This is a genomic window from Daejeonella sp., assembly GCF_030695525.1.
Lineage (GTDB): Bacteria > Bacteroidota > Bacteroidia > Sphingobacteriales > Sphingobacteriaceae > Daejeonella.
Map to the genome: position 1 here is coordinate 115,363 of NZ_JAUYSS010000032.1, position 22,329 is coordinate 137,691.

The window sequence follows — 22,329 nt, forward strand, 5'->3', positions numbered from 1 at the left end:
ATTTGTAAATCAATTAGTTATTATACTTAATATTAAGTAATATTTTATATTTAATTATACTTTTCGATTAAAAATAGTGATAAAAACCAAATATAATTCTGTTTTGCTATTTAATATACTGTTTATCAAATACTTATGATATATTATTATCATATCTTTTGTATGCCTGATTGAAATCAACCCTCATTTGGTTAAATCGTTCAGCTGCTGATTTTATAAATTCTGAATCAAGTAATTGAAAGACTCCGTTCACTCCTTCGGGGATATCAAGTTCTGGTATTTTATAGATCTGTTCAAAGATCCCCTTCTCCAGTTTTATAATATACTTTTGATTCATGGAGAATAAGGTGATCTTACAATCCGGATGTGGCAGTTCTGCTATTACTCTCATTGTTTAGCTTTTAATAAATCTTGTTGAATTTCTTTTATCGGGTCTATTCCTTTATTGCTTCCCTTTCCCGATAGCAATCGGAAACGTGCAAAAAGCTCCTCACTATACCAATCTAATTTTCTGGTCTTCCTTATCACTTCAGCATGTTTAGCAGAGCCATAAGCGAATGCTTTCATACTTTCCATATTTTTCCAGATTGAAAGGGTAGCTTGTCTGAAGTATGGAGCTTCACCAATTCCAATAGAGCAGATATAGCCGGGAGCTTTAGTCATGATTTCTGCTACAGGTTCTACATTGGCCCAGAATTGGCTTAATTTATTCAAACGTATCGTAGCTCTGGTTAAAACTGCAACCGGTCCATTGTAATTCGCTTCGTAATTATCCATCTTAAATGGATCCTTACCATCCCATTTGCCATGACTTGCTAATGGAATACTTAATACTGTCCACTGTTCTTTTGTAAATTTCTTCCACCACCATGCTATAAATGAGCTTTCATTAAATCTCTTAAAGTCCTCTTCTGAAGTCCAAACTGCCAATAATGCCCATTGCTGCCAGTCGGGCTGGAGATCAAATGATCCATTTTTACCACAACCCATCAATTTCCAGAAAGTACAGGATTTATTTAAGGCAAGCGGAATACGGTGAATAGCCATAGCAAGGACGGCCAGCGGAACGAATAATGGTCTGTATCTTACTATACTTATTGAAACTAACATAGTTGATCTTAATGATTTCTTTCTCAGGTCTCAAAGGTAATTTATCAAAATGTATTCTTAAGGTCATAAAAAAGAAAAGTCTTCCCTGTTATAGGAAGACTTTGATTCTTAAAATTAAAATTCTTAATAACGGTCATTGTTCCCTTTGCCATGGCCTTTTTGATTCCTTCGATTATCATAACGGCCATTCTGGTTTCTGTCCCCATAATTATCATCGTGTTTGTCACGCCCGTACCTTTGATCATAATTGTTATTAGATTTTTTTCTTTGTCCCGGAGGCATTCCATGCGGATGCTGATTTCTATTTTGACGTGTATATACCCTTACACGTTCATTTCTCATTTCATAATGTCCGGGTACTCTTCGGCTTCCTATCCCAAATATGCCGGCAGTTCGATACTCAGGGATCCAAACCCGTCTCTCACGAATTTCATAACGGTATTCGCCACGATTATCTCTGTAAACCTTTTGGTCAGTTTGACCCCATACTGTTTGTACCTGTCGGTATTGGGCCTGTGTTTTGGTAGTCCCCAATGCTGCAAAGAGGATTGCCAGGATGATTAATTTTTTCATAGCTGTTTCTTTTTTTTGAACTCTTTTAAGGATAAATCTTAGTATATTATACTACAACACAACTAATTTACAATGCTATATTTCGATTGTTCCTTATCTTTCAAAACAAAATTTGTCAATGAACATGAAGATATGATGAAGATAATATTTTATATAATGCTGACTTTCTTAATTCAATTGTAATTTTGCACCATGGCAGAAGATTTAAAAATAGCTGGAGGGAGCAAGGAGAAGCAATATCATTCATTATTGCCTCAGATTTCTGCTTTACTTGAAGGAGAAAATGATAAGATTGCCAATATGGCTAATGTGTGTGCTGCCCTAAAAGAGCAGTTTAACTTCTTTTGGGTCGGTTTTTATATGGTAAATGGAGGAGATCTGGTTTTAGGCCCATTTCAGGGACCGGTGGCCTGCACCAGGATTAAGAAAGGAAAGGGAGTTTGCGGTACCTCTTGGGAGCAGGCTCAAACCCTGATTGTTCCTGATGTGGAGGCATTTCCAGGGCATATCGCCTGCAGCGCTGCTTCAAAGTCTGAAATAGTAATACCTATAATCAAACAAGGGAATGTAATTGGTGTTCTGGATGTTGACAGTGCAGAACTAAATAGTTTTGATGAAACTGATGCAGCATATCTTGCTCAGATTCTTGAACTTATTGAATTTAATTCCTGAATTTAACTTAAATAATCAGGACTTTTGTATTGGGCTAAGAACATTTCTTACCCATATTTTATTAATCAAACATGAAAACAAGATTATTGGCAATTCTGAATTTGATAACACTTGCTTTTCAACTGCTGATTGCATATCTCGTTCAATTAAAAACATTTTCATCTCAGGATGTAGGGCAGGTCTCCGCCAGATATGATACCGTTTTTGCACCGGCTGGGATTACATTCGCTATTTGGGGACTAATTTACATTTCCCTTATTGCACTTTGTGTATTCCATTTATACAAAGCATTTTCGAAATCATCAAGCTGTCAAACAAATCAGGATACCCACAATATGGGATGGTTATTTATCCTCAACAATATAGCTACCGGGCTATGGTTGATAGCCTGGGTCAATGCGCAACTATTTTTATCAGTCATTTTGATTCTGATCCAGCTTTTCACTCTCATTAAAATCAGTATTAAAGCCCATATTTCCAATCCTAATCGTCCAATCCAAACAAAGATATTTACACAATTTCCCCTGAGCATTTACTTTGGCTGGATTTGTATTGCTAGTATAGCGAATATCAGCGCCTGGCTAAAGTCAAGCGCATGGAATGGAATGGGAATTTCTGAAAGCTATTGGGTTATCATCCTGATAGGCCTAGCAGCTCTTCTTTCCTTGTTTGTTGTTCTGGTCAGGAGGAATATACCTTTCGGTTTTGTTGTCCTCTGGGCATTATATGGCATCATTTTAAAACGAAAAGAAGTCGATGCTTTATTATTTGAAGACGTGATCAATGCCGCTTATGCAGCTTTTGCGATCATATTGGTTGCGTTGATTATCAGAATATTTAAAACCGATAACCCAAAATCATCGCTTAATTATTGATTTCCTTGCTTTATATTGCATTTGATCCTATTTATATTCATCCTTTGCCGGTAGCGCATCGCTTCCCAATGCTAAAGTATGAACTCGTTCCTGAACAACTTATATATGAAGGTTTAATCAGCAGTGAATCGTTGTTTTCACCTGAGAAGCTGGATGAAGATGTTATTTTGCTGACACATGAGCAGAATTACTGGGAAAGACTCAGGGATTTGAGGCTGAGTGATGCTGAAATCCGCCGCACAGGCTTTCCATTATCTGCTTCTTTGATAGAACGTGAAATCAGAATTGCGCGTGGTACAGTTGATGGCTGTATCCATGCTTTAGAACATGGTATTGCCTTTAATGTAGCAGGAGGTACCCATCATGCAGGTTCTTGCTGGGGAGAAGGATTTTGTCTGTTAAATGATCAGGCTATCGCGGCTAATTATTTGTTAAGTAATTCATTAGCTCAACGTATATTAATCATTGACTTAGACGTTCATCAGGGAAATGGAACTGCTGAAATATTCAATAATGAAAAAAGGGTTTTTACTTTTTCTATGCATGCAGAAAAGAATTTTCCTTTTAGAAAAGAACCTTCTGATCTTGATGTCGGTTTGGCTGATGGAACTACTGATAAAGAATACCTTAAATTGCTTTCTCAGAACCTGAACTATATTTTTGAATCCTTTAAACCTGATTTTATTTTTTATTTGGCAGGTGTGGATGTCCTCGCAACTGATACATTAGGAAAGCTTAATCTTACTATAGCCGGATGCAAACAAAGGGATGAACTGGTGATAGATAAGTGCCGAAGTTTGAGACTGCCGGTTCAAATAAGTATGGGTGGAGGCTATTCACCCAAAATTTCAGATATCGTTGAAGCCCACTGTAATACCTATCGGGTTGCACATGATATTTACTTCTAAATATATAGTTTTTAAATTTTACAATTCTTTGATTGCGTAAAATACTGATTTTCAATAAATTTAGTGTAAATTTGCAGTATGGAAAAGCAACATTTTACCCGTTACAGGTTCATTGATTCAAGAACTGGCGATTTAATCAGATATATGAACATAAATGATCGCCTTGAAGATCATAACGATAGATTGAAAAAAATGCAATCTCAGATTTTTAATGAGATTAGAATTCCGGTGGCATCAATTATATATGAGCTTGCCGAACCAGTTTCTTAGAAAAATAATGGAATCTGGTAAAGAGCAGTCCGGCTGAAACAAGTAAGCCAAGAGTAAGGCCATACCAGATTCCATTAGCACCCCATCCCATTATTATTCCGAGATAATAACCTGCGGGTATACCAATGACCCAGTAGGCTACAAAAGTGATCAATGTTGGTATATTAACGTCTCCGATTCCGCGTAGTATACCTAATCCAACAATTTGCGTTCCATCGAACAACTGGAAAAATGCTGCAATTATAAGTAACTGAGCTGCAATATTTATTACTTCTTCATCTGAAGTATATATCCAAGGTAAGTATTCATTTAAACCAGCGAATAATAAAGCCGCAATAGCCATAAAGATCAGTACTATATGATAACTTGATATAGCCGATAGTCTGAGATTCAAAAAATCCTCTCTTCCGAAATTATTGCCGGTTTTAATGGTTGCAGCAGCAGAAATTCCACTCGCCATCATATATGTAATTGCTGCTAAATTAATTGCTACCAGATGGGCAGCCTGTTCTACAGCACCAATAGTTCCAATCAGAATGGCTGATGCACTAAATGCACTTACTTCAAACGTATATTGAAGCGCCACCGGTGTGCCAATCCTCAGGATTTTTAAAGACCTTATTTTATCAATCGATTTGTGGGTAAATGATTGCAGATAAACCTTAAAATATTTTGACCTTAATACATAAATACACATAACAATAGCCATTATAGTACGGTCAATTAGTGTACTCCAGCCTACTCCATTAACGCCCATAGGTGCAATTCCAAACATGCCTTTAACAAAAATGAGCCCCAGACATACATTGATGAGATTACCCCATAAAGAAATCATCATTGCCTGCTTGGTGAAACCAAGTCCTTCGGCGAATTGTTTAAATGTCATGAAAATCATCAATGGCACTATTGAAAAACCCAGCAAACCCAGATAGGGTATTGCCTGTTCTACTACCTTTGGATCCTGATCCATTCTATGAATAAACAGGAGAGACCCGTAATAGATGAGTATGAACAGCAGTATCCCAAATATTGCATTAATTAATAAACTGTTTACCAGAAGCTTGCCACACTCCCGATTGTTATTTTTTCCACTTTCCTGGGCAATTAGCGGAGTAAGCCCATAGGAAATGCCCATGCCAATAACAAGAGCTACAATAAACATACTATTGACCAGAGAGACTGCAGCTAAGGGAATTGTACCTGCAAAATGGCCTACAATAATACTGTCAGCAGTGTGTACCAGCGTATGCCCAAGTTGCGAAATAACAACAGGTATTGCCAGGGTAAGATTGCTTTGATAATGGTATTTGTATTTATGGTATATGCGTTTCAAATGAAATTTTAATAAAATTTGTTTGTGGTAAAATAGTTTTTAAACTATTTTTTTCTAAGAAGCAGTATAGTATTCCTCTTTTTCCGTCGTATGTAGTCTGATTACACCGGAAAGTACCAGGTTGACAAGAATGCGATGGGTTCTTCTTCTTGAAAGATTAAGCATCAGGCTATATTCGCGAGAGGTGATTCGTTCATGTTCATTCAGATATTCCAGGAGGGCTTTTTCTTTTGAAGAATATTCAATTAGAACACCATTTTCATTGTTTTCGCGCTTCAGAACATCAATTACAATTTTACTGGCCAGCACACTTTTATCCTTGACCCGAATATAGACCCACCATTTTTTATCTTCACCCAGAGCATAATGGGGTTTCATTTCACTCTTATTTATTTCAGCAACGAGAATTGTTTTATCATCAAGATAGACCTCTTCAAATTTAGGTTCGATAGCGGGTTTACAATAAAAATGGGCTGCCCGGGTAATCATATATTTCTCTTCATCTTCAGATTTAACCCCACTAATAGTTCCATCATCAGATACCCCTACTAAAAGTCTTCCTCCCTTATTATTTGCAAATGAAACCATTGTTTTAGCGATTTTTTCACAGCTGGTGATTTTTTTTTTAAAATCCTGTGTGACGCCCTCTCCATCTAAAATTAGTCTCCTGATGTTCATGTCCATTAAATCTTTAGTAGGCAATTGTTTGTTCTTCGCCCTTATACAGGTTACGAATATAAACTTCATTGATTACCGTTGCGCAAAGTACTCCATCCGCATTAAATATATTCATTGGATACGCTTTTACAAATTTGCCAACAGTATCCAGTGTGGTTTTAGCCTCCATAATTTGCTCTTCACTAATTGAAATGGTAAAAAACAGATTAGTTGCCCCGGGTTTTATATACTTAATTTCAGCACTTTTAAGCCAAACCCGACATTTTATCCCTCTTCTTTGAAGTATCTGATCAAAAAGCAGGGCAAAGAAAGGATCTGAAGCGCTGAATATGGTTCCCCCAAAGATGGTTCGGTTATAATTGATATTCCAAAAGCTTTTCGCAATCTTGACATGTACTCCTGTAAAGCCCTTATCAAACTTAATAACCCAGATTCTTTGAAAAAATAGCGGGGGATAAAAACGCATTGCCCATTTGAGCATGTTTTCTGATAATACCATCCTTGCAAATATCCGCAAATTGACTTGATATTAAAAAATTTCGATTGAATCTGACTGCTTAAAATGAATAAAGCTATTGTTTTGGTTTTTCAATTTTGTTTGTAGATTGGGAGATAAAATAATTCATATGGATCAGGATGCTGTAAATAAGAAAAATGTTAAATTAATCATTATCGTAGCCGCATTAGGCTATTTTGTAGATATATATGACCTGATCCTTTTTTCAGTTATTCGTATTAAAAGTTTAAAGGGACTGGGGGTTCCGGAAAGTGATTTGCTGGATGTTGGTACCATGCTGATTAACAGCCAAATGTTTGGAATGTTGATTGGGGGAATTTTATGGGGTGTGTTGGGTGATAAAAAGGGACGCTTAAGTGTACTTTTCGGTTCTATACTTTTATACTCTGCAGCAAATCTTGCCAATGGTTTTGTCACAACTGTTGAACAATATGCAATCATACGCTTTATTGCCGGAATAGGTCTTGCAGGTGAGCTGGGTGCCGGTATTACCCTCGTTACCGAAACGATGAGCAAGGAAAATCGAGGCTATGGCACTATGATTGTCGCAGGGGTAGGCCTCATGGGGGCAGTTGCTGCTGCAATTGTTGGCGAAAATTATGCATGGGAAACATCCTATATCATAGGGGGGATCATGGGACTATTGCTGCTTGGAATGCGTGTTGGCCTGGCGGAGTCCGGGATGTTTAAAAATTTAAAAAACGATGGCGTGAGCAGAGGAAATATTTTTATGCTCTTTTCAGACTGGAAGCGATTTAAAAAGTATCTGAGCTGTATATTAATTGGAATTCCACTTTGGTTTGTAGTAGGAGTGCTTGTTACATTTTCGCCTGAATTTGGTAAGGAATTAAATGCAACAGAACCTCTTTCGGCCGGGACCGGAATTATGTATTGTTACATAGGAATAGCCATCGGAGATATAGTTGCAGGCTTTTTGAGCCAGATGTGGCGCTCAAGAAAAAAAGTTATGCTCGTTTTTCTATTGCTTACAGGAGTCAGCATTGTAGTTTATCTGAACGCCGAGGGTATGAATTCACAACAGTTTATATGGCTTGTATTGTTCCTTGGTTTCTCATCGGGATATTGGGCAACCTTTGTTACAATAGCATCAGAGCAGTTTGGAACGAACCTCAGAGCTACAGTAACTACTACTGTACCCAATTTTGTAAGGGGATCTCTGGTACTGGCAACGCTTTCATTTACGGCTTTAAAAGGTAGTTTGGGTATCATTAATAGTGCTTTAGTTGTGGGATTTGTGTCGCTTTTAATAGCCTTAATTGCATTATCCCAGCTTAAGGAAACCTTTGGTAAGGATCTGGATTACCTGGAAATAAGCTGATCCGAATTGAGTATTTTGAGAATTACTTTCATGATCTAATTAAATAATCATCATTTTTGAAGAATGATTACGAAAGAGAAGATAGCTGAGGCTTATCAACTAATTCAGGATGAAATATGTACGGGACTTGAAATATCTGATGGTTCAGCTAAATTTCAGGAAGAGTTATGGCAAAGGAATGGGGGCGGGGGCGGCCGTACCCGAATAATTCAAAGTGGAAGCGTCATTGAGAAGGGTGGGGTGAATTTTTCTGCAGTCTATGGCAAGCTTCCTGAAAATATAAAAAAAGCTTTTGGAGTGACAGAGGATGATTTTTTTGCAACGGGTGTGTCAATTGTTATTCATCCGAATCATCCATGGGTACCGATTATTCATATGAATATCCGGTACTTTGAAATGACTGGTGAATCCGGAAAGGATTTGAGATGGTTTGGAGGTGGAATTGACCTTACGCCGCATTATGTGATTGAAGATGACGCACGTTTTTTTCATTCTGCCTTAAAACAAACCTGCGACCGCTTTCAGTCTGAATTTTATACCAAATTTAAAAATTGGGCCGATGATTATTTCTTTATCAAACACCGGGGAGAGACAAGGGGTATAGGAGGCATTTTTTATGACCGCTTAAATCCTCAGACAACAGGCCTGGATTGGGATGATATTTTTGAGTTTTCCTTGGCTGTAGGAAGAACTTTTTTATCAGTTTATCCCGAACTTATTCGAAGAAATAGAAACAAATCTTTTAACGATGAACAAAAAAAATGGCAAATGCAGCGCCGAAGCCGATATGTGGAGTTTAACCTGGTATATGACGCAGGAACTAAATTCGGACTGGAAACCAACGGTAGAATCGAGTCTATTCTTATGAGCCTTCCGCCCCAGGCTAACTGGATTTATGATTTTAAAGCATCTATAGGTTCTGAGGAAGAAAAGACTCTGAAATTGTTAAAAAAAGAAATAAATTGGGTTTCCTGATAAAATAAATCTCATGAAGAAATTTTTCAATGTTTCGTTTGCACTCATGTGCTTAGTTTTAATACCCTCATGCAGTACTGGTCCTCTGAAAGGAACCTGGCAGTATGATGGAGGGGTTTATGACGGCAGATCCCAAAAAGCCTCTACTGAGTTTCAAATGCAAAGAATCTATAACGCTGATACTTATGAAGCATTTATGCTCGAAGGCAACAATCCTCCGGAATTATATAATTCAGGTATTTATGAGATAAAAGGTGATAGTTTATTCATTACCAGTAAGTTCAGTAGCAGACCCTCCCAAAATACCGATGTGACTATCGCCTATAAATTTGCAATTGATATTGATAAACTCACTATCAATGGTGTTTTACCTAATGGAATGATTGTCGAGGAATATTGGAAAAGGATTAAATAGTTTCTCAAATCCTTATACCCTGCATTTTCACATATTATTGTAAAATTGCTGTATTAATTATTTTGTTTAAATTTTTTATCATAAATTTAAACAATGAATTTGTTTTCTATTTCACAACTGTCCCAATTTTCAGGAATCAAAGCCCATACAATCAGAATATGGGAGCAGAGATATAATGCCTTAAAGCCTGAGCGTTCAGAAGGAAATACCCGGTATTATGACGATATACAGTTAAGACGTTTACTAAATATTGTTAGTCTCATGGAACAAGGGCATAAAGTTTCCCAATTATGTTCCATGAGTGATGAAACTTTATTCTCAATGATTCATGATTCCGGAAGAATCGATTCAGGTGAAACCGCAGAATACTATATAAATCAGTTAATTGCTGCCGGGATGTCTTTTGATTCCGGCCATTTTGAACATATTCTTTCTTTAAGTTTTTCGGCCTATGGAATTAGAGACACTTATAAAACAGTAATATATCCCTTAATGAATCGGATAGGTTTACTTTGGGCGAGTGATATCCTGCCTACTACCAGTGAACATTTTATCAGCAATATATTTCATCAAAAATTATCGGCAGCTATCGATTCATTGCCTTTGCCTGATTCAACAAAGAAAACCTGGTTACTTTTCCTTCCTGAAAATGAATTTCATGAATTACCATTATTATATGCTAATTTTTTAATCAGGCTTTCAGGCCATAAAGTGATTTATCTGGGAAGTAATGTCCCTGTAAAATCCTTGAAATCGCCTATTATAGATACCAGACCAGATTATTTATTGATGTTCCTGATTCATTTTGATCTGCCTGAACAGATTCAAAAAGATATCGAAGGTATAAATGAGTACTTTACAGGTGATAAAATATTTCTTGCTGGTAATCATAAATTGATAACCAGCATAAAATATCCTCAGAATGCAGAATACCTGTCTTCAGTGGTAGATATTGAAAGAATACTAGGATTGAATGAAGTTTTAAGCAATAATTTAAGTAGATAATGTCAAAAATTATTGTCATCGGGTCAGGTTTTTCGGGTTTAAGTTCCGCTTCTTATCTATCTGCGGCAGGTCACGAGGTTCATATCTATGAAAAAAATGCCCAGCCTGGTGGTCGGGCAAGGCAATTAAAGGAAAATGGGTATGTTTTTGACATGGGTCCTAGCTGGTATTGGATGCCTGACGTGTTTGAAAAATTTTTCTCTGATTTCGGTTATAAGGTTTCCGACTTTTATAGTTTAAAGCTTCTGAATCCATCTTTTGATATCGTATTCCCTGACTCTGAGATCATGAGTGTGCCAGAAAAATATGCTGAGCTTTCGATCATGTTTGAATCTATTGAAAAAGGCAGTTCGCTGAAACTTGATAAGTTTATGCAAGAGGCCCAATTCAAATATAATACAGGCATGGGCAGTTTGGTATACAAACCCGGACTGTCATTGATGGAGTTTGCTGATCTTGATCTAATGAAAGGTACTTTCCGGCTTCAGGTTTTTAGCTCTTTTAGAAAACATGTCAGAAAGTTCTTCAGTGATCCCAGATTGATTGCCTTGATGGAGTTTCCGGTTCTTTTTCTAGGTGCAATGCCACAGGACACCCCTGCCTTATACAGTTTAATGAATTATGCAGGACTTAAACTCGGAACCTGGTACCCTGATGGAGGTTTTGGAAAAGTAATAGATGCTTTTTTGGAGGTTGCCAAACGAAATGGTTCAAATATTCATTTGGATTCACCAGTTGAAAAGATAATTGTTGAAAACAACAAGGCAACAGGAATAATGGTGAACGGTAAGAGGATAAATTGTGATGCGATAATCGCATCCGCAGATTATCATCATGTGGAAAGTATTTTACTGGATCAAAAATACCGGAATTATGATGAAACTTATTGGAAAAAGAAGGTCTTTGCTCCTTCATGTCTTATTTTCTATATCGGATTGAATAAGAAGATTAATAAGCTCAGCCACCACACACTTTTTTTTGATGAAGATCTGGAGCAACATGCCATTGAGATTTATAAAGAACCTAAATGGCCTTCAAAACCACTTTTTTATGTTTGCTGCCCATCAAAGACAGATGACAATATTGCACCGGAAGACCATGAAAACTTATTTTTTCTAATGCCATTAGCTCCGGGTCTTACAGATACAGAGGAACTTCGGGAAAAATATTTTAACCATATGATCACAAGATTTAATAAGCATATTCAGGAAGATATCAGCAAGGCCATTACTTATAAAAAATCTTATTGTGTCAGTGATTTCAAAACCGATTATCATGCATATAAAGGGAATGCCTATGGTCTTGCAAATACATTATTACAAACGGCCAATTTAAAGCCCAGTATCAGAAATAAGGTCGTAAAAAACCTGTTTTATACTGGCCAGCTTACAGTTCCTGGTCCAGGTGTGCCACCATCTATAATTTCCGGTAAAGTAGCTGCCGGACAGTTGATTAAACATTTAACAAGCTTGAGATGAAAGAACTGTTCGATAATCTTTCCGTTAAAATCAGTAAAATGACTACCCGTGCATACAGCACAAGCTTTTCACTGGGTATATATTGTTTGAATCACAGTTTGAGAGATGCTGTCTATTCAATATATGGATTTGTGCGTCTTGCTGATGAAATTGTTGACAGCTTTGAGGGTTTTAATAAAAAGGAGCTACTGTCAAAATTTAAAACAGAAACGTATGAAGCAATCGAAAACCGTATTTCGCTGAATCCGATCCTGAATTCCTTTCAGCATGCAGTTCATGAGAATAATATCGGGTTGGATTTGGTTGAAACCTTTTTAAGAAGCATGGAAATGGATCTGGAGAAGGTTGATTATACCGCTGAAAAGTATCAGCAGTATATATTAGGATCTGCTGAAGTGGTAGGGCTGATGTGCCTTCATGTGTTTACAGGGGGTAATCTGACTCTATTTAATAAGCTTAAACCTTATGCAATGAAGCTTGGTTCTGCCTTTCAAAAAGTGAATTTTCTACGGGACATGAAAGATGATTATTTGATTTTAGGGAGAACCTATTTTCCGGATGTAGATATTTCTGAGTTCACATCTGCTGCCAAGGAACAGATAGAGCAGGATATAGAAAATGATTTTCGGCTAGCATTACAAGGTATAAAATTACTTCCTAGTACTTCAAGAGGCGGAGTTTATCTTGCGTATGTTTATTATAAAGCATTGTTTAATAAGATCAAGAAACTTCCGCCAAAAAAAGTTTTAACCGAAAGGGTAAGAATAAACAATGGAAAGAAACTTGGAATTATGATAAACTGTATGGTTCAGAACAAATTAAACTGGGTGTGAAGTCTTTCCTGCTATGTTTTTTTCTGTTGCAGAGCTTAGTGAGCATGGCAAAAACTCCTGAGATTGAAGATGTGCGCCTGTTATTTCATAGGGCAGAATCTTCTCAAAAGGTCTGCGTTGAACTGATTGAACTCTTAGAGCCCTATAATGAAAACAATAATGCATTGTTTTATGGATACAAAGCAGGTGCAACAATGCTGATGGCCAAACATTCGCTTAACCCGTTTAGTAAATTATCATATTTTAAGAAGGGTAAACTGATGCTTGAAAATGCGATTCAATTCGACCAGAGGAATGTAGAGTTGAGGTTCTTAAGGTATACTATTCAAACCAATGTGCCTTCATTCCTGAACTATAGTCACAACAAGGAAAATGACAAGGTGTTTTTGCTTCAGTCACTAAATAAAGTGAATGATCAAATGCTTAAGAATATAATCAGCGCTTATCTTAAAAAAGCAAGCCAATAATGAAAGAGACTTTTGAAGGAGCAAATGAGTTAGTGATACTTGTTGATAAACAGGATAATGAGACAGGTGTTCAGGATAAGCTTTCGGTCCATCAACTCGGACTTCTGCATAGGGCGTTTTCAGTGTTTGTTTTTAATTCTAAGCATGAACTTATCCTTCAGCAAAGAGCTGATGGTAAATATCATTCCCCGGGACTTTGGACAAATACCTGTTGTAGCCATCCCAAACCAGGGGAGATGACAATAGATGCATGTAATCGCAGATTAATGGAGGAAATGGGTATGACATGTAATCTGGAGTTTAATTTTAGTTTTATGTACAGGTGTAAGTTTCCCAATGGACTAACTGAGCATGAATTTGATCATGTTTATGTTGGTAAAACTGATGACTTACCTCTATTGAATAAAATGGAAGTTAAAAACTGGCGATACGTTAATCTCAGGGATCTCGAAAAAGAGATAGAATCACAGCCTGAAAAATTTACAGAATGGCTTAAGATTTGCTTCCCCAAGCTACTTGAGTCGATAAAATGTTATCCATTCAAATCATGATATATTATTTTAAAACCGAACATCTTTTACCAGTAAAAATTGATCAGGCTTGGGACTTTTTTTCATCCGCAAAAAATCTGGCTCTTATCACTCCACCTGAAATGGATTTTAAGATTTTGAGCAGCCTTGATACCAAAGAGATTTATGAGGGAATGTTAATTGATTATACTGTCAAGCCCGTATTTGGAATTCCTTTGAACTGGCAAACTGAGATTTTCAATGTCAATAAACCTTATAGTTTTTCAGACAGGCAATTGAAGGGACCTTATAAAATATGGGAGCATACTCATATATTTATCCAAAAAGAAAATGGAATTCTGATGAAAGATGAAATAAAATATCAAATTCCGCTTGGTATACTGGGACAGTTAGCCCATGCTATATTTGTCAGGAAAAGGGTAGAAGATATCTTTAGATTCCGTAAGAAAGCTCTCGAAAAAATTTTCGGTGTTTGTTAGGGAAATTTTAGTTTCTTTAGTAAATAGATAAATACATTATGAATCCTGAAACTATTTCCAATAAAAATATACTGATAACCGGTGCAAGTGGCCTCATAGGTACCCGACTTATTAAGAACCTACTGGAAAAAGGACATAAAGTTTCTATTCTTTCCAGGCAGTCTTCGGGTATCAAAGGTATTACAGTATTTAACTGGGATGTAGAGCGGCAATTGATTGATCTGAATGCCTTCGATGGGATTGATACTATTATTCATCTTGCTGGAGCCGGGATTGCTGATAAACGATGGACCAAACAACGTAAACAGGAAATTATTAATAGCAGAGTTAGGTCAACCCAATTATTATACCATACAATTGAGGCCATCAATGCTCCAATTAAAACTATCATATCTGCTTCAGCAGTAGGTTATTATGGAGATCGAAATGATGAAATACTTTATGAATGGAGTGAAGCTGGCTCAGGATTTTTAGCAGATTGTTGCAAGCAATGGGAAGCCGCTGTAGATGAAGGATTAAAATCAGGAATTAGGGTAGTTAAATTAAGGATCGGGATGGTACTTTCAAAACATGGCGGTGCACTCTCAGAATTAGCCAGGCCAGTAAATTTTTTTATTGGTACTCCTTTGGGATCAGGAAAGCAATGGATGCCCTGGATTCATCTTACAGATCTGGTATCTATTTTTGAAAAAGCAATTGAAAATCCTGATTTTACAGGAACTTTTAATGCCAGCACTCCATTTCCTGTCACTAATTATGAGTTTACAAAAATACTTGCAAATAAACTTTTTCGACCGGTATGGCCTGTTAATGTTCCTGAATTCATCCTGAAAGCTATGCTTGGGGAAATGAGTTCAGTTATTTTAAACAGTAACAGAACTTCTCCTCAGAAACTGATGGACATGGGCTTTCATTTCCGTTATCAAGGGCTTGATGCCGCTTTATCTGAAATTTACTCCCATTAATCAAATGAAAATTACATTAGATTAATGAGGCAGGAATTAAGTATTTGTTGGTTAAGAAGGGATTTAAGATTAAACGATCATGCTGCTTTATATCATGCATTGATGAGCAATTATCCTGTTTTAGTGATTTTTATTTTTGATCCTGAAATTCTTGATAAACTCCCCGATATAAATGACAAAAGACTTTCTTTTATTCACCATCAGCTTAATAAGCTGAATGATGAACTCATTATAAATGGTTCATCTTTGTTGGTAAAACATGATCAGGTTATACCAGCATTTGAGAAATTAAGCAAACAATTTAATCTTAAGGAAGTTTATACCAACCATGATTATGAACCTTACGCAATAGATCGAGATAAAAAAGTTGCAGAATTTTTATCCGGAAATGGCATTTCATTTTTTACTTTCAAGGATCAGGTAATATTTGAGAAGACAGATATCATGAAGTCTGACGGATCACCCTATACCGTTTTTACACCATATTCGAGGCGTTGGAGGGAAGCACTTTCGAAACTGGAAATACCAGAGTACCCATCAGAAAGATATTTGTCAAAATGCATTCAGCTTGAGCCTTTAACTATCCCTGAGCTTGAGGATATTGGTTTTAAAACTTCGAAGGTTATTTTACCGGGAATCCACATAGAAGAGGAATTGATAAGGAATTATCATTTAACACGAAACCTGCCATCAGTAGTTGGTACCAGTCAGGTTAGTGTGCATTTGCGTTTTGGAACAATAAGTGTACGTCATCTTGTAAAACTGGGTATTCAATGGAATGAACATTGGTTAAATGAATTGATCTGGAGGGAATTTTTTATGATGATTTTGTTTCATTACCCTCATGTTGTAAACAACAGTTTCAAGAAAAAGTATGATCAGATTCAATGGATAAATAATGAAAAAGAATTTGAATCCTGGTGCAGGGGAGAAACCGGTTATCCTTTTGTGGATGCTGGTATGCGGCAGTTAAATGAAACAGGACTCATGCATAACAGGGTTCGGATGATCGTTGCCAGTTTTCTTTGCAAGCATTTATTGATAGACTGGAGATGGGGAGAGGCCTATTTTGCGGGGAAACTCTTCGATTATGAACTTTCTTCCAATAATGGTAACTGGCAATGGGCTTCAGGTAGTGGTTGTGATTCAGCACCATATTTCAGGATATTTAACCCAACAGCTCAAACCCTCAAATTTGATCCCAAACTAATTTATATAAAAACCTGGATCAGAGATTTCAAAATGGATTACATGATGCCTATTGTTCAGCATGAATTTGCTAGAAAACGTGCTCTGGAAACCTATAAAAGGGCAGTAAATGAGACGTTTAATAATTAGTTTCATATCCATTTTGATGTAATATGACTTAAATAGTTTAATTTTTCATAGCCTCAGCATCTAAATTTTTACTCAACCTCAGGCGCTGCCAAATGTGCAGATATCAATGTAATATTTTTCGAAACTACCTCTTTAAACCGTGAAATTTATTAACTTCGCAAGGCTAAAAAGCGGTTTTATTTTAACAGATAGTTATTACTGTTTTAATATTAAAATTAATTAATCAGAATTTAGGTAAAACATGGCTGAAGATACAGAAAACGATAATTTGGTACCCCAGAACGATAGAATAATACCAATTAATATAGAGGAGGAAATGAAGTCAGCATACATCGATTATTCGATGTCTGTTATTGTTTCCCGTGCCTTGCCGGATGTTCGTGATGGTCTTAAGCCAGTACATCGCCGTGTACTCTATGGAATGCTTGATCTTGGAGTAACTAGTACCAAGCCTCATAAGAAATCAGCTCGTATTGTAGGGGATGTTTTAGGTAAATATCATCCGCATGGTGATTCTTCAGTTTATTTTGCGATGGTTCGTATGGCTCAGGACTGGAGTTTGCGTTATCCAATGGTTGACGGGCAAGGTAACTTTGGGTCCATTGATGGAGATTCACCTGCAGCAATGCGTTATACAGAGGCAAGATTAAAAAAGCTTGCAGAAGAAATGCTGGCTGATATCAATAAGGAAACAGTTGATTTTCAGCTTAATTTTGATGATACACTGCAGGAACCTACTGTTCTTCCATCTCGTATTCCAAATTTACTGGTCAATGGTGCTTCAGGTATTGCAGTGGGAATGGCTACAAATATGCCACCACATAATTTAACTGAGGTAGTTAATGCCACCATAGCTTACATTGAAAATAAAGATGTTACTATTGCTGATTTAATGCAGTATGTTAAAGCCCCTGATTTCCCAACCGGTGGTATTATCTATGGTTATTCCGGAGTTCAGGAAGCATTTGAAACAGGCAGAGGCAGAATTGTTATGCGTGCTAAAGCTGAAATTGAACTACATAAGGGCGATCGCGAACGTATAATAGTAAACGAAATTCCATATCAGGTTAACAAAGCAAATATGATCGAGCAAACTGCCGGTCTTGTTAATGATAAAAAAATAGAGGGGATTTCTGAAATCAGGGATGAGTCTGACAGAGATGGAATGCGCATCGTTTATGAAATCAAACGTGATGCCAATGCCTCAGTTGTATTGAATAACCTCTTTAAATATACCGCGCTTCAAACATCTTTTAGTGTCAATAATATTGCCCTGGTGAATGGTCGTCCGATGATGTTAAATCTCAAAGATCTGATCAGGCATTTTGTTGATCATCGTCACGAGGTTGTAATACGCAGGACTAAATTTGACCTTGCCGAAGCCGAGAAAAGAGCTCATATCCTTGAAGGGTTATTAATTGCACTTGATCATCTGGATGAGGTTATTAAGTTAATCCGCGCTTCAAATAGTCCAGATGACGCGCGCATTAGCTTAATGGATAGCTTCAGTCTATCGGATATTCAGGCAAGAGCTATTCTTGACATGACTCTCCGTCGTTTAACAGGTCTCGAACGGGATAAGATCAAAGAAGAATATGCTGAGTTAATGAATACCATAGAGTATTTGAAATCAGTTTTGGCGGATGAAGGCTTACGTATGCAGATTATTACTGATGAATTAACGGAGATACGTGATAAATTCGGGGATGAGCGACGTACTTCGATCACACATTCAGCAGAGGATATGCGGATGGAGGATTTTATCGTTGACGAAGAAGTTGTTATTACTATATCTCATGAAGGATATATTAAACGAACACCTTTAACTGAATACCGTAAACAGGGCAGAGGTGGAAAAGGATCAATGGGTTCCCAATCCAGAGATAAGGATTTTATTGAACATATTCTGATCGCCACAAATCATAACTACATGCTTTTCTTTACTGAAACAGGTAAATGTTTCTGGTTAAGGGTGTTTGAGATTCCTGAAGGAACCCGAACCAGTAAAGGTAGAGCCATACAGAATGTAATTAATATTCCAAAAGAAGAGAATATAAAAGCTTATATTAAAGTAGTTAACCTGAAAGATCAGGATTACCTTGAAAATAACTTTATAATCATGTGCACTAAGAAGGGCACGATCAAAAAGACTTCCCTTGAAGCTTATTCACGCCCAAGAGCAAACGGAATCAATGCTATTAATATAAATGAGGGTGATCAACTGCTTGAAGCATGTTTAACAACCGGAACAAGTGAAATCGTGATGGCTTTGCGTTCTGGAAGGGCCATCAGATTTAATGAATCTACGGTTCGTCCAATGGGTCGTACTGCTACGGGAGTGCGGGGAATTACACTGGCCAATGTTAATGATGAAGTTGTTGGTATGATTAGTGTTAACAATCCGGAAGTAACTGTTTTAGTTGTTTCTGAAAAGGGATATGGCAAGCGTACTGATATCGATGATTATCGCGTAACCAATAGGGGAGGAAAAGGTGTAAAAACAATCAATGTTACTGAAAAAACCGGTGAACTGGTTGCTATTAAAGATGTGACAGACATTGATGATCTGATGATCATTAATAAATCAGGAATTGTTATCAGAATAGGGGTGAGTGATTTGCGAGTAATGGGTCGTGCCACTCAAGGAGTTCGCCTGATCACATTTAAAGGGGATGATTCTATCGCATCCATTGCAAAAGTTGAACACGAAGATGAGGAAGCTGATGACACAGAAACTACAGAGAATGAAACTGACATTGATTTGAACCCAGAAGAACAGGGTCCGGAAACTGAATAATAAGGCATGAATAAGGTATATATACTTCTTTTATTCAATTCTCTTCTGATTCTTTTTAGTGCTAATGCACAGACCCGGAATCAGGCTCTTATTCTAAAAGAGGCAATGAATAGTTTTGCTCAATATTCTTCTACCAGGGATATAAAGAATCTTGAAAATGCCCGTAAGCAAATAGACAATTCTTATAAAACTAAATCCGATTCTGCAGCCTTCCGAAATAACCTTGTAAGAAGTTTAGTTTATGCTACGCTTGCCAGGGTAGACTCAAATTTAAAATATACCTATAAGAAGGATCCTTTAGAGGAAACTCTGTTTTCAATGAAGAAGGTGTATGGCTCCAAATTTGCAGAAGACGTCAAAGATCAGATTTTATACATCGAAAATCAGATAAAACTAACCTATTTATACAGGGCAAATACCAGCTTCAAAAACCGGGACTATTCCCAGGCTTTGAAATATTTTACTATCCTCGATACAATTGATCAGGACAATATTTCTGTTACACACAACCTTGCACTTCTTAGTCAGGAAACTGGTAACTATTTTAGATCTGTTGGATATTATGAGAAATTAATTGTTAAACGACCCAAGCCGGAGTATTTTATGATGCTGGCGAATTTGTATGAGTCGTTAAATGATGAAAAAAATACGGTTAGGATATTAACCGAGGGAAGCAGACAATATCCTGCAAATCGTGATCTTGTTTTTAAACTTTTGAATATTTTATTGATAAAAAATGATTATCAGGAAATAATTAAATTTACAAGTCAGGCACTTAAATTAGATGAGAATAACATCAATTTGAACTATCTGGCAGGGTTTTCGCATGAAATGACTGGTGATGTGGCGAAAGCTGAAGAGCATTATAAAGTAATTTTAACTATCAACCCGAATAATTATGAAGCGAATTTTGCGTTAGGATTGCTTTATCTTAATCAATATCTTAAAGATAAGGAGCAGAGTGGTATGATGTATATTTCAAAATATTATTTAAATAAAGCTAATGAAATTGATCCTAATGAATTAAAAACACTCACTTCATTATCAATATTATACAAGAATACAGGTGAAAAAACAGAATTACAAAAAATTAACAATAGAATAAACCAACTCAAATTAAATTAAAAACATGAAAATTAAATCTTTCATTTTGGCTGCTGTATTTTCAGGCTCCTCCCTTATGGTTTTTGCACAGAAAGGGGAAGTATCTAGTGCCAGAACTAATTATGAAAAGTTTTTGGGATTAAAAGATGCCAACTCAATGTTGCTGGCAATCCCGAATCTTAAGAATGCAAAAACATCCATTGATAAGGCAGTTGTGCATGCTAAAACGCTTGAAGATCCTGCTGCATGGACCTACAAATCACTTATCTATGGCGAACTTGCTTTATTAGATACAGTGCCGGAGACATCAAAACCACTAATGGAAGAGGCTAAGGTCGCACATAAAAAAGCAAAGGAACTAGACAAAGCTGGTGATAATAAGGCTAATCTTGAAAATGCAAATTCTACAATTTTTAGTCAGTATGAACTAAATCAAGGTGTCAAGGCCTATCAAACAAGTAATTTTGCTGATGCTTACACTGCGTTCAATAATGCTTTGAACTACCGCCCCGGCGATACTACCATTACATATTATGCAGGATTATCGGCTATTAATTCCAAAAATTACAAGGCAGGAATTCAAAGTTATGAGTCATTGATTAAGACCAATTTTTCGGCTAATAATCAAATATATCTTGATTTATCCCGTCTATATACGATGGAGGGTGATACTGCAAGAGCAATTGCAGTGGCATCCGAAGGTGCAACAAAGTATAATGACACCCAGTTGGCAACACAGGAGATTGAACTAAGTCTAATGTCAGGTAAACAGAAGGAAGTTATAACTAAAATTACTGAGCAGTCACAAAAAAATCCTGGAAATAAATTATATCCATATTATTTAGGTATTGCTTACAGTACTATTGGAGAATCATCTAAAGCAGAGGAGGCTTATTTAGAGGCATTGAAGATTGATCCCAACTTTGCTGATGCAAATACTAATATTGGAGGTATTGTTTTAAATAAAGGTATAACTTTTTATACCCAAGCAAACCAGTTACCTCAAAATCAGCAAAAGGAATACGAGGCAATGATTAAGCTCGGTGATGCAGAGCTTGAAAAGGCACTTCCTTTTTTAACTAAATCCATTGAATTAGATCCTAAATCCCGTATAGCCCTTGAAAACCTGAAGACCTATTATATAATTAAGAAGAATCAGGATAAGGTTAATGAAATCACAGCTATCCTAGACAGCCTTTAAAATCATTAATTGATAAGATCTAGCCTAAACAGGGAACTGTTTAGGCTTTTTTTGTTTTAATCATATTGAATTCTAATAGTGATGTAGTGAAAATCTATTTAACATAATATTAATTATAAGACAAGTAATTATATTATGAAAACCAGGTATTAAATTAGATGCTTCATGAATTGATTATAATGAGGAACTAAAAAAAATAATTTAATTGTTTCAATCTATTTGAGTACCTTTGATATTATATTAATAAATAACACAATGCAAAAAGAAGGTACAGTAAAGTTTTTTAATGAAACTAAAGGATTCGGGTTTATCGTACCCGCAGAATCAGGTGATGAGGATGTATTCGTTCATTCATCTGGTCTAATTGATCAAATTCGTGAAAACGATAAAGTTCAATACGAAGTTGAGCGTGGCAAAAAAGGCCTTAACGCTGTTAATGTGAAAGTTGTTTACTAAATCAACATAAA

At 36.5% G+C, this 22,329-nt stretch carries 24 protein-coding genes; 18 read left to right on the top strand and 6 right to left on the bottom strand.

Annotated features, from left to right (window positions below; translation table 11 throughout):
• Positions 1 to 133: 133 nt before the first annotated feature.
• The 3 genes from Q8S11_RS07555 to Q8S11_RS07565 all read right to left on the bottom strand — a co-directional run bounded on the left by Q8S11_RS07555 (position 134) and on the right by Q8S11_RS07565 (position 1,683).
• Positions 134 to 391, bottom strand: coding sequence for a hypothetical protein (locus tag Q8S11_RS07555; RefSeq protein WP_305661478.1), 258 nt, complete (start codon positions 389 to 391; stop codon positions 134 to 136).
• Complete coding sequence (locus Q8S11_RS07560) at positions 388 to 1,110, bottom strand: DUF3291 domain-containing protein (protein ID WP_305661479.1); 723 nt, start codon at positions 1,108 to 1,110, stop codon at positions 388 to 390. Before Q8S11_RS07560 ends, Q8S11_RS07555 begins: the two co-directional genes overlap by 4 nt.
• 123 nt (positions 1,111 to 1,233) lie before the next feature.
• Positions 1,234 to 1,683, bottom strand: a complete 450-nt coding sequence (locus Q8S11_RS07565; RefSeq protein WP_305661480.1) for a hypothetical protein — start codon at positions 1,681 to 1,683, stop codon at positions 1,234 to 1,236.
• A 192-nt stretch (positions 1,684 to 1,875) separates the two neighbouring features.
• On the opposite strand from Q8S11_RS07565, the gene Q8S11_RS07570 reads away from it, so the two are divergent.
• From Q8S11_RS07570 to Q8S11_RS07580, 3 genes are all read left to right on the top strand, one after another.
• The gene (locus tag Q8S11_RS07570; protein WP_305661481.1) at positions 1,876 to 2,355 is read left to right on the top strand and encodes a GAF domain-containing protein; all 480 of its coding nucleotides are present in this window, start codon (positions 1,876 to 1,878) and stop codon (positions 2,353 to 2,355) included.
• A 71-nt stretch (positions 2,356 to 2,426) separates the two neighbouring features.
• Complete coding sequence (locus tag Q8S11_RS07575) at positions 2,427 to 3,230, top strand: hypothetical protein (protein WP_305661482.1); 804 nt, start codon at positions 2,427 to 2,429, stop codon at positions 3,228 to 3,230.
• Between the two features lie 5 nt (positions 3,231 to 3,235).
• The gene (locus Q8S11_RS07580; protein WP_305661483.1) at positions 3,236 to 4,138 is read left to right on the top strand and encodes a histone deacetylase; all 903 of its coding nucleotides are present in this window, start codon (positions 3,236 to 3,238) and stop codon (positions 4,136 to 4,138) included.
• Between the two features lie 238 nt (positions 4,139 to 4,376).
• Here the strand turns inward: Q8S11_RS07580 and Q8S11_RS07585 are convergent, their stop codons facing one another.
• The 3 genes from Q8S11_RS07585 to Q8S11_RS07595 are packed head-to-tail and all read right to left on the bottom strand — an operon-like array spanning position 4,377 to position 6,918.
• Positions 4,377 to 5,741, bottom strand: coding sequence for an MATE family efflux transporter (locus tag Q8S11_RS07585; protein WP_305661484.1), 1,365 nt, complete (start codon positions 5,739 to 5,741; stop codon positions 4,377 to 4,379).
• A gap of 54 nt (positions 5,742 to 5,795) precedes the next feature.
• Complete coding sequence (locus Q8S11_RS07590) at positions 5,796 to 6,488, bottom strand: RNA-binding domain-containing protein (RefSeq protein WP_371135135.1); 693 nt, start codon at positions 6,486 to 6,488, stop codon at positions 5,796 to 5,798.
• Positions 6,433 to 6,918, bottom strand: coding sequence for a DUF4442 domain-containing protein (locus Q8S11_RS07595; RefSeq protein ID WP_305661485.1), 486 nt, complete (start codon positions 6,916 to 6,918; stop codon positions 6,433 to 6,435). Before Q8S11_RS07595 ends, Q8S11_RS07590 begins: the two co-directional genes overlap by 56 nt.
• 127 nt (positions 6,919 to 7,045) lie before the next feature.
• Between Q8S11_RS07595 and Q8S11_RS07600 the strand changes: the two genes are divergently transcribed.
• The 15 genes from Q8S11_RS07600 to Q8S11_RS07670 all read left to right on the top strand — a co-directional run bounded on the left by Q8S11_RS07600 (position 7,046) and on the right by Q8S11_RS07670 (position 22,318).
• Positions 7,046 to 8,275: an MFS transporter gene (locus Q8S11_RS07600; protein WP_305661486.1), complete on the top strand. Its 1,230-nt coding sequence runs from the start codon at positions 7,046 to 7,048 to the stop codon at positions 8,273 to 8,275.
• Between the two features lie 63 nt (positions 8,276 to 8,338).
• The gene (hemF, locus tag Q8S11_RS07605) at positions 8,339 to 9,250 is read left to right on the top strand and encodes an oxygen-dependent coproporphyrinogen oxidase (RefSeq protein ID WP_305661487.1); all 912 of its coding nucleotides are present in this window, start codon (positions 8,339 to 8,341) and stop codon (positions 9,248 to 9,250) included.
• A 13-nt stretch (positions 9,251 to 9,263) separates the two neighbouring features.
• Entirely contained in the window at positions 9,264 to 9,665 is a 402-nt protein-coding gene (locus Q8S11_RS07610) for a hypothetical protein (RefSeq protein WP_305661488.1), read from the top strand.
• 93 nt (positions 9,666 to 9,758) lie between these two features.
• Positions 9,759 to 10,670 carry a MerR family transcriptional regulator gene (locus Q8S11_RS07615; RefSeq protein WP_305661489.1) on the top strand — a complete coding sequence of 304 codons (912 nt, stop codon included), beginning with the start codon at positions 9,759 to 9,761 and terminating at the stop codon, positions 10,668 to 10,670.
• A complete protein-coding gene (locus tag Q8S11_RS07620; protein ID WP_305661490.1) occupies positions 10,670 to 12,148 on the top strand; it encodes an NAD(P)/FAD-dependent oxidoreductase in 1,479 nt (492 codons plus the stop codon). Before Q8S11_RS07615 ends, Q8S11_RS07620 begins: the two co-directional genes overlap by 1 nt.
• Entirely contained in the window at positions 12,145 to 12,981 is an 837-nt protein-coding gene (locus Q8S11_RS07625) for a phytoene/squalene synthase family protein (protein ID WP_305661491.1), read from the top strand. The genes Q8S11_RS07620 and Q8S11_RS07625 overlap by 4 nt, the downstream gene beginning before the upstream one ends.
• A 44-nt stretch (positions 12,982 to 13,025) precedes the next feature.
• A complete protein-coding gene (locus Q8S11_RS07630) occupies positions 13,026 to 13,448 on the top strand; it encodes a hypothetical protein (protein WP_305661492.1) in 423 nt (140 codons plus the stop codon).
• On the top strand, positions 13,448 to 13,999 hold the full coding sequence (idi, locus tag Q8S11_RS07635) for an isopentenyl-diphosphate Delta-isomerase (RefSeq protein ID WP_305661493.1): 552 nt from the start codon (positions 13,448 to 13,450) through the stop codon (positions 13,997 to 13,999). Before Q8S11_RS07630 ends, idi begins: the two co-directional genes overlap by 1 nt.
• Positions 13,996 to 14,457 (top strand): SRPBCC family protein, encoded by a 462-nt coding sequence (locus tag Q8S11_RS07640; protein WP_305661494.1) that lies wholly within the window; start codon positions 13,996 to 13,998, stop codon positions 14,455 to 14,457. The genes idi and Q8S11_RS07640 overlap by 4 nt, the downstream gene beginning before the upstream one ends.
• Before the next feature lie 38 nt (positions 14,458 to 14,495).
• Positions 14,496 to 15,422, top strand: coding sequence for a TIGR01777 family oxidoreductase (locus Q8S11_RS07645; protein ID WP_305661495.1), 927 nt, complete (start codon positions 14,496 to 14,498; stop codon positions 15,420 to 15,422).
• 24 nt (positions 15,423 to 15,446) lie between these two features.
• Positions 15,447 to 16,760 (top strand): deoxyribodipyrimidine photo-lyase, encoded by a 1,314-nt coding sequence (locus tag Q8S11_RS07650; RefSeq protein ID WP_305661496.1) that lies wholly within the window; start codon positions 15,447 to 15,449, stop codon positions 16,758 to 16,760.
• Positions 16,761 to 17,001: 241 nt separating this feature from the next.
• Positions 17,002 to 19,557 (top strand): DNA gyrase subunit A, encoded by a 2,556-nt coding sequence (gene gyrA, locus Q8S11_RS07655; protein WP_305661497.1) that lies wholly within the window; start codon positions 17,002 to 17,004, stop codon positions 19,555 to 19,557.
• Between the two features lie 6 nt (positions 19,558 to 19,563).
• Complete coding sequence (locus Q8S11_RS07660) at positions 19,564 to 20,682, top strand: lipopolysaccharide assembly protein LapB (protein WP_305661498.1); 1,119 nt, start codon at positions 19,564 to 19,566, stop codon at positions 20,680 to 20,682.
• 4 nt (positions 20,683 to 20,686) lie between these two features.
• Entirely contained in the window at positions 20,687 to 21,862 is a 1,176-nt protein-coding gene (locus Q8S11_RS07665) for a lipopolysaccharide assembly protein LapB (RefSeq protein ID WP_305661499.1), read from the top strand.
• A 255-nt stretch (positions 21,863 to 22,117) separates the two neighbouring features.
• Positions 22,118 to 22,318 carry a cold-shock protein gene (locus Q8S11_RS07670; RefSeq protein ID WP_276362073.1) on the top strand — a complete coding sequence of 67 codons (201 nt, stop codon included), beginning with the start codon at positions 22,118 to 22,120 and terminating at the stop codon, positions 22,316 to 22,318.
• Positions 22,319 to 22,329: the final 11 nt, after the last annotated feature.

What these genes read in the sequence shown, in the direction of transcription:
- Q8S11_RS07555 (WP_305661478.1), bottom strand. Translation starts at nt 391, where the DNA reads ATGAGAGTAATAGCAGAACTGCCACATCCGGATTGTAAGATCACCTTA.
- Q8S11_RS07560 (WP_305661479.1), bottom strand. Translation starts at nt 1,110, where the DNA reads ATGTTAGTTTCAATAAGTATAGTAAGATACAGACCATTATTCGTTCCG.
- Q8S11_RS07565 (WP_305661480.1), bottom strand. Translation starts at nt 1,683, where the DNA reads ATGAAAAAATTAATCATCCTGGCAATCCTCTTTGCAGCATTGGGGACT.
- Q8S11_RS07570 (WP_305661481.1), top strand. Translation starts at nt 1,876, where the DNA reads ATGGCAGAAGATTTAAAAATAGCTGGAGGGAGCAAGGAGAAGCAATAT.
- Q8S11_RS07575 (WP_305661482.1), top strand. Translation starts at nt 2,427, where the DNA reads ATGAAAACAAGATTATTGGCAATTCTGAATTTGATAACACTTGCTTTT.
- Q8S11_RS07590 (WP_371135135.1), bottom strand. Translation starts at nt 6,488, where the DNA reads ATGAAGTTTATATTCGTAACCTGTATAAGGGCGAAGAACAAACAATTG.
- Q8S11_RS07595 (WP_305661485.1), bottom strand. Translation starts at nt 6,918, where the DNA reads ATGGTATTATCAGAAAACATGCTCAAATGGGCAATGCGTTTTTATCCC.
- Q8S11_RS07600 (WP_305661486.1), top strand. Translation starts at nt 7,046, where the DNA reads ATGGATCAGGATGCTGTAAATAAGAAAAATGTTAAATTAATCATTATC.
- hemF (WP_305661487.1), top strand. Translation starts at nt 8,339, where the DNA reads ATGATTACGAAAGAGAAGATAGCTGAGGCTTATCAACTAATTCAGGAT.
- Q8S11_RS07610 (WP_305661488.1), top strand. Translation starts at nt 9,264, where the DNA reads ATGAAGAAATTTTTCAATGTTTCGTTTGCACTCATGTGCTTAGTTTTA.
- Q8S11_RS07615 (WP_305661489.1), top strand. Translation starts at nt 9,759, where the DNA reads ATGAATTTGTTTTCTATTTCACAACTGTCCCAATTTTCAGGAATCAAA.
- Q8S11_RS07620 (WP_305661490.1), top strand. Translation starts at nt 10,670, where the DNA reads ATGTCAAAAATTATTGTCATCGGGTCAGGTTTTTCGGGTTTAAGTTCC.
- Q8S11_RS07625 (WP_305661491.1), top strand. Translation starts at nt 12,145, where the DNA reads ATGAAAGAACTGTTCGATAATCTTTCCGTTAAAATCAGTAAAATGACT.
- Q8S11_RS07630 (WP_305661492.1), top strand. Translation starts at nt 13,026, where the DNA reads ATGGCAAAAACTCCTGAGATTGAAGATGTGCGCCTGTTATTTCATAGG.
- idi (WP_305661493.1), top strand. Translation starts at nt 13,448, where the DNA reads ATGAAAGAGACTTTTGAAGGAGCAAATGAGTTAGTGATACTTGTTGAT.
- Q8S11_RS07640 (WP_305661494.1), top strand. Translation starts at nt 13,996, where the DNA reads ATGATATATTATTTTAAAACCGAACATCTTTTACCAGTAAAAATTGAT.
- Q8S11_RS07645 (WP_305661495.1), top strand. Translation starts at nt 14,496, where the DNA reads ATGAATCCTGAAACTATTTCCAATAAAAATATACTGATAACCGGTGCA.
- Q8S11_RS07650 (WP_305661496.1), top strand. Translation starts at nt 15,447, where the DNA reads ATGAGGCAGGAATTAAGTATTTGTTGGTTAAGAAGGGATTTAAGATTA.
- gyrA (WP_305661497.1), top strand. Translation starts at nt 17,002, where the DNA reads ATGGCTGAAGATACAGAAAACGATAATTTGGTACCCCAGAACGATAGA.
- Q8S11_RS07660 (WP_305661498.1), top strand. Translation starts at nt 19,564, where the DNA reads ATGAATAAGGTATATATACTTCTTTTATTCAATTCTCTTCTGATTCTT.
- Q8S11_RS07665 (WP_305661499.1), top strand. Translation starts at nt 20,687, where the DNA reads ATGAAAATTAAATCTTTCATTTTGGCTGCTGTATTTTCAGGCTCCTCC.
- Q8S11_RS07670 (WP_276362073.1), top strand. Translation starts at nt 22,118, where the DNA reads ATGCAAAAAGAAGGTACAGTAAAGTTTTTTAATGAAACTAAAGGATTC.